6 protein-coding genes are annotated in these 6,015 nt (G+C 46.3%); 3 read left to right on the top strand and 3 right to left on the bottom strand.

Annotation, left to right across the window (positions count from 1 at the left end; all coding sequences use genetic code 11):
- On the bottom strand, positions 1 to 294 hold a 294-nt coding region (gene rpsJ / locus ACLR2L_RS18130), incomplete at its 3' end, for a 30S ribosomal protein S10 (RefSeq protein ID WP_413370177.1).
- A 698-nt stretch (positions 295 to 992) separates the two neighbouring features.
- Between rpsJ and ACLR2L_RS18135 the strand changes: the two genes are divergently transcribed.
- Positions 993 to 1,172 (top strand): hypothetical protein, encoded by a 180-nt coding sequence (locus tag ACLR2L_RS18135; RefSeq protein ID WP_413370179.1) that lies wholly within the window; start codon positions 993 to 995, stop codon positions 1,170 to 1,172.
- Between the two features lie 2 nt (positions 1,173 to 1,174).
- Entirely contained in the window at positions 1,175 to 1,357 is a 183-nt protein-coding gene (locus tag ACLR2L_RS18140) for a hypothetical protein (RefSeq protein ID WP_413370181.1), read from the top strand.
- Between the two features lie 324 nt (positions 1,358 to 1,681).
- Here ACLR2L_RS18140 and ACLR2L_RS18145 read toward each other — a convergent pair whose 3' ends face one another.
- Positions 1,682 to 2,164: an acyl-CoA thioesterase gene (locus ACLR2L_RS18145; RefSeq protein ID WP_140958252.1), complete on the bottom strand. Its 483-nt coding sequence runs from the start codon at positions 2,162 to 2,164 to the stop codon at positions 1,682 to 1,684.
- Positions 2,165 to 2,275: 111 nt separating this feature from the next.
- On the opposite strand from ACLR2L_RS18145, the gene ACLR2L_RS18150 reads away from it, so the two are divergent.
- Positions 2,276 to 4,036 carry a DUF4153 domain-containing protein gene (locus ACLR2L_RS18150; protein WP_413370183.1) on the top strand — a complete coding sequence of 587 codons (1,761 nt, stop codon included), beginning with the start codon at positions 2,276 to 2,278 and terminating at the stop codon, positions 4,034 to 4,036.
- A 24-nt stretch (positions 4,037 to 4,060) separates the two neighbouring features.
- Here the strand turns inward: ACLR2L_RS18150 and ACLR2L_RS18155 are convergent, their stop codons facing one another.
- Positions 4,061 to 5,944: a diguanylate cyclase gene (locus tag ACLR2L_RS18155; protein WP_413370185.1), complete on the bottom strand. Its 1,884-nt coding sequence runs from the start codon at positions 5,942 to 5,944 to the stop codon at positions 4,061 to 4,063.
- Positions 5,945 to 6,015: the final 71 nt, after the last annotated feature.

The following is a 6,015-nucleotide window of genomic DNA, read 5'->3' on the forward strand; positions in this document are numbered from 1 at the left end:
AACATCAACGCCAGCAGCCAAGTCCAAACGCATCAACGCGTCAACTGTTTTATCAGTTGGCTCGATGATGTCTACCAAACGCTTGTGAGTACGGATTTCGTATTGGTCACGCGCGTCTTTGTTAACGTGCGGAGAAACCAGAACTGTATAGCGTTCTTTGCGAGTAGGCAGAGGAATAGGACCGCTTACCTGAGCACCAGTACGTTTCGCCGTTTCTACGATTTCAGCCGTAGATTGATCGATCAACTTGTGATCAAACGCTTTAAGACGAATACGAATTCTTTGATTTGGCATCGATTAAGCTCCAATCGAAAGAACAAAAAAATCATCTTCTCACTCACCTTCGTACGGGATGAAAAGATGTGCTTATAAACCAGTGATTCCCAATCGGAATCTTGTTCTTTGTTTCTGACACACCCGCGACATCGACAAGATGCTGCTTTGGCGTCCACCCTAAAAGCAGTGTGGCAGCGGCCGAAACCATGTCATCTATAAAGGATATAGGAGACAAGTGGGCGCGAATTATACAGATTAACAAAACCAATGCAACTGCTGATTGCGATTTAACCCTAGTTTTTTACCGGGTCTGGTTTCTGCCTGCTGCGCTGCACTCAAACTGTACCTTAGTACATTACTTTGTCAGCAAGGTTGCTTTACGGTTAGCACAGCACGGTTACTTAAATAAGGAAAATCCATGAAGATGTCTGAAAGCGACAAGCGCAAACTCGACCGATTCGTAAAAACTATGTTTGTATGTGCGGTTTCAATTGGAATGTTTGTTATTGCGTATGCACAATTCTTTTTAGATGTGTCAATTTTCGAGAATCCAATAACTAACACTGTACTGTTATTTATTGTTATAGGTATGCAAATAGAAAATAAATCTCAAAAGTAATAAACCGCCGTAAGTTCAGTTACTTTGCGTCTACCTAAGGGATTAACCTATCTATGCGTTTCACAAACGCAAATTTAATCATCTCGAAGGAATCAACATGAAAGAACTTACACATGAACAAATTCAAGAAGTATCTGGGGCAGGTATTTTAGAAGTTATCGACGAGACTTTGTATCAGGTTGGATATAGCGTTGGCTACTCAATTGGCTATTTTTACAGCAATGTAATGGTCGGGAATGGTATTGTTGATGATCTGGCAAATACTTTGGGAGAATAATTATGAGTAACAATCTTGTACAAACACTGGATGACGCAGAACTCGAAGTTGTTTGTGGTGGCTCGGGTTTCATTACAACATTTACCAGAGCTAGTGCTCTGGGCACTTACATTTCCATGCTAGCGTGGGCTGAAAAATTTGGCGAAGGTTTGGGTAATGGCCTCTACGATGGTATTTACCAGTAACTAAGCAACAAATCTGCGGGCGTCATTCATCTTAGTGATTGGCGCCTTTCATTTTGTACAGATATATAATTCGACTTTACTTCTTGTAAATTAATATCAAAGGTATTATGAGATGGTGTCTATAACTTCAAAGACAGCCAAGAATTTCTGCTCTTTATTTGTCATATGCTGGCTACTCTGGCTCAGCGCCTCACTCATTACCTTTGCGAGTAGCCATACTGCAGATTGGTCTGCGCCCGGAAGTACGCTGTTGTTGATAGCGCCGATCCCCATGCTGTTTACCAGCATTCGTGTTTACCGCAAGTATGCAGCAAACACCATGCGTTAATCGGCATCCAGATACGTGGTCATTTCCTCGTGAATGCTGTTGCGCATTTCCATCAGCTTAATGGCCGATTCGCGCTGTCGTCTGTCCTGCTCGGTTAGAGGTTCCCACTCTGGTACCAGAGCAGGTTTGCCGTTTTCGTCCATGGCCACCATTACGGCAATGCAATGGGTGCATAATTCGCGCTCTGCGTTCTTCGGATCGCCGGCCCGAACATGTATACGTAAATGCATAGAGGTTCGGCCGGTATAAATTACTTTGGCGTCTACTTCTACCATACTGCCAACCAGAATGGGTTTAACAAAGTGCATACCGCCTACATACGCGGTGATGCAATACCTGCCGCTCCATCCCGCAGCGCAGCCATAAGCACACAGGTCAATCCATTTCATTACCGCACCACCGTGAACTTTGCCTCCAAAGTTCACATCGGCAGGCTCCGCTAAAAATCGCAGCGTTAACGAACGTTCAGTTCCTGGCATAGGTAGGGTCCCGTATTTTTATTGTGGTTATCAGCCTGCAATGCAACAGACTTTATTTGTCTATTCAAAGTACTGTACATTGAAGCGTATTACAATTCAGGATGTTATTGTATGGATACATCACGCTACCCCACTCTGCTTATGTTGTTGGTTGCCCTGGTTCAGGGCTTCTGTTTGTTAATCCTGCACGAATCAATCGAATTTGAATTCTGGCCGGCAACGTCGCCGAGCTGGCTCTATACCTTATATGCGTTTGTATTAGTGTGCCCCACTATGTTTTTGCTGGCAGCGAATAATGCCAACACCCTTCGCTTAGGCACCGGTGCAGTTGGGTTTGCCTTGCTTTGTGCTGCACTGGCCTATTACACCGGCCTGCAAGTAATACCGCTACCTCATGCCGATGTTGAAGAACTGTTGTTCCCGTTTTGCTTTGCCATTAGCCTGCTCACGTTTAAAGCGCTGATGTACCTGCAAGTGTGGGCAGACGACGAGCCGCTGGACTACCCCAAGTTGTTCAGTTACTCCTGGCGAAACCTGTTAACCCTGGGGCTCGGGCTGGCGTTTACTCTGGTAACCTGGGGCGTGCTCATGCTTTGGGCAGGCTTGTTTAAGGTAATCAACATTGATTTCTTTTACGACCTGTTTACCGAAGAGTGGTTTTATTATCCCATACTCACTATGGCCCTTGCCTTTGGCATCATCTTAATCCGCAGCCTTACTGTTATTGTGGATACCATCAAGCGACTTCAGCAAGTGTTACTCAAATACCTGCTGGTATTGTTGATTTTTGTGTCGCTGCTCTTTTTAGTCACCCTGCCGTTTACTGGCCTGGAACCCATTTGGGAAAATGGCCCTGGCAGCTATTTAATGCTGTGGATGCAAGCCTGTATTCTGTTTGCGTTAAACAGTGTTTACCAGAGCAATGCTGACGAACGCCCCTATGCGCTGCCGGTTCACCGATTTATCTATGGTGGCATTGCACTTCTGCCGTGTTACAGCGCCCTGGTATTTTATGGATTGGCATTGCGCATAGAACAGTATGGTTGGTCGGTGAGTCGTTTCTGGGGAATCATTGTGTGGGCTCTGTTGGCCTTGTTCTCCATTGGCTACGTGCTTGCCATAGTGCGTAAACGCGATGCGTGGATTGCCACCCTGGGCAAAGTGAATGTAGGTATGGGTGTTGTACTTATGCTTACACTCGTTGCGGTAAACAGCCCTTTGCTAGACCTGCGAAAGCGCACGGTTAATGACCAGTTGAACCGCATTGCTGATGGTAAAATCGCAATCGATGACATCGACATTCAGTATTTTGAGCGCCACCTGGCAAAGCCTGGATTTGACGCCATCGAAAAGTGGAAGACAACTTACCGAGATACTTACCCTGAATTTGTGATGCGCCTCAATCAGCTGTATATGAATTGGGATGAGATAAACAGTGAAAATGATAAAACACTACTCATGAGTAACGTTAAGTGCATACGCGATTGTGCTGCTCCCAGTGAATTACTCGAACAGATTTATATTGATTTGAGCGCTAACCGTTGGGTCATGAGAGATATCAAACATCTGTACTTACTGCAGGTTGACCCCAATGAAGACGGCGAAACCGAGTACCTGCTTATTCAGGAAACTGTATATGGCGGAACAACCTTTTATTTATATGCCTGGCAACAGCAGTGGCAAAAGCTGATCGTAAACTCAGTAAATACCAAGGGTGACTCGCCAGAAGGTGACATACTTAAACTACTGGAAAACGCCACTGTGCTTTACGAAGCCCCGAAATATAAACACATGCGCATTGGCGACCTGATTATTGGCACCCACCTGGATAACAACCACAGTCAGACTTCAAAACAAGCTGAGGAACAATAAATTACCGGCCGGTAAGTTGCCTGTTCAGCCACGCTGAATACGAGCCTTACCGGCGGCCTTTGCCTGATACATTTGCTTGTCGGCTTCAATAAGTACCAGATGTTCATCTGCAAAGGCCGCCCCGTCCACCAAACCCACTGAAAACGTCACCTTGCTGCATCCGAGTTGTAGCAACTCTTTGGGCAAAGCTTCACACGCTTGCAGCAATTTCCCGATGGCGACTTGTGCATTATCAACTGTGGTATCCGGTAGAATAATTAAAAACTCTTCACCGCCAATGCGCCCAAAAATATCCGTTGAGCGCAACGACGCCCTTGCCTTGTCTGCCACAAACTTCAACACCATATCACCAACGTGATGGCCCAACTTGTCGTTGATCAGCTTGAAGTTGTCCAGGTCGGCAACGGCAACGGGTAGTGCTTTTTGTGATCGTAAAGCCAGCTTGTGCTCTCTGGAAAGTAACGCCAGTGTTTGGCGACGATTAAACACGCCGGTTAATTCGTCAGTATGCGCCAGTTTGGACATATAGTCGCGCTGCCCTCTCACCAGCCACAGCACCAGCAGTATGGCAATGAACGCAATTGCCAGTACAGCAACCACCAGCCAGACGATGGTCTTTTCCCGCGACGCCACCGTTAATTCAGCAGTTTGACGCGCATTTTTCTCTGCCAGCACCTGATTGTTTAGTTCAGCCTGTTCCAATTGAAACTCAGCACGCGATTGCTGATACCGCTCGGCATTGGTTTGCTTAATGTAGCTTTCATATGCCTTGTGGGCGTCATAGAGCACCTGATAAGCCTGTTCAAAGCGCCCGAGCCCGGCGAGAATGTCAGATTTTTTAATCAGCGCATCATAACGCTGGTTCAGCATGGATTCGTTCACTGCCAGTTGCCGTGCGCGTTCTGCAACGACAAGCGCCTCTTCCAGCCTGTGCTGTCTTTCCAGTAATCGCAATATCATGATATTGGTACTAAATTGCATGTAGCGGTTTTGTGATGACTCGAACACGCTAAGCACATTATTGAGTGAATCCAACAATTCAGTATCTGATTTGGACGCCACTTGTGGGTTATCCATATGTAAGCGAACCAATTCTACTGCTGTGTAAGCTTCGCCCTGCTTATCTCCTAGCGACAGTGATATAGCCATACTTTCGTTGAAATAATCGAGGGCCGTCTCTGGTTGTTTTAAATCCAGATAGGCTTTCCCTAATCCAAACAGAGAATTAGATAGCTCCACCTGATTCTGAGTCTGTCTGTAATAGTCGACAGACTCGATAAAATAAGGAATAGTCAGTGCGGGGGCGTGCTTGTATTCATACACTAGCGCAATAAAGGACGCCACATGGGCAGGGTCCATTTTAGTACCAACAGGGTCGCGCTGCGCTTGCAAATAGGCGTCTTGCAACACGGTAAGCGCCTTGTCGAATTGCGCCAGCGTGATATACGCCGACCCCAGTGAAAGTCGGCTGTTAGCCAGCAACGCTTCATCATTGTTCTGTTGTGCCCACTCAAGGGCTTTCAATCCATAAGTTATACCTGCTTCGGCATCGCCTTGCATTTCATAACTTACGCACACTTGAGCATTAGCCCACTGCAAAAGTTGCGTATCTTTCGCTTTTTCGGCTAATGAAACCACCAGCAGACTTTGTTCCAGCGCCTGTCCACCCAGAATGGCCGCGTAATACGCCTCGCTTAGTACATATCGGTACTGCGCCTCGATTTGCTCAGACGGCAATCTGCCTTGCTCCAGTAACGAGGTTATTTGTTTGATGACAGCCGTTGGGGATTGATTGATATCTGCGCGCAAGGAAGCCAATTCATCGTCGAATTCAATTGCATTTGCACTCAGGGTAAGGCAAGCAATGGCAACATAAGTAAGCCCGATTTCAGATAATAAGTGCGACATTCATGGAAAGGTGTAGAAGAGGAGGCCAACTGCTAAAAGTGGTACGCTCTTCTCGTCAAAGAAACAAGCAG

Origin of the sequence: Alteromonas sp. AMM-1 (assembly GCF_047290655.1) — a bacterium.
GTDB lineage: Bacteria > Pseudomonadota > Gammaproteobacteria > Enterobacterales > Alteromonadaceae > Alteromonas > Alteromonas mangrovi.

Excerpts from the sequence above, each read along its gene's own strand:
- ACLR2L_RS18140 (WP_413370181.1), top strand. The coding sequence starts at position 1,175 with ATGAGTAACAATCTTGTACAAACACTGGATGACGCAGAACTCGAAGTT.
- ACLR2L_RS18135 (WP_413370179.1), top strand. The coding sequence starts at position 993 with ATGAAAGAACTTACACATGAACAAATTCAAGAAGTATCTGGGGCAGGT.
- ACLR2L_RS18145 (WP_140958252.1), bottom strand. The coding sequence starts at position 2,164 with ATGCCAGGAACTGAACGTTCGTTAACGCTGCGATTTTTAGCGGAGCCT.
- ACLR2L_RS18150 (WP_413370183.1), top strand. The coding sequence starts at position 2,276 with ATGGATACATCACGCTACCCCACTCTGCTTATGTTGTTGGTTGCCCTG.
- ACLR2L_RS18155 (WP_413370185.1), bottom strand. The coding sequence starts at position 5,944 with ATGTCGCACTTATTATCTGAAATCGGGCTTACTTATGTTGCCATTGCT.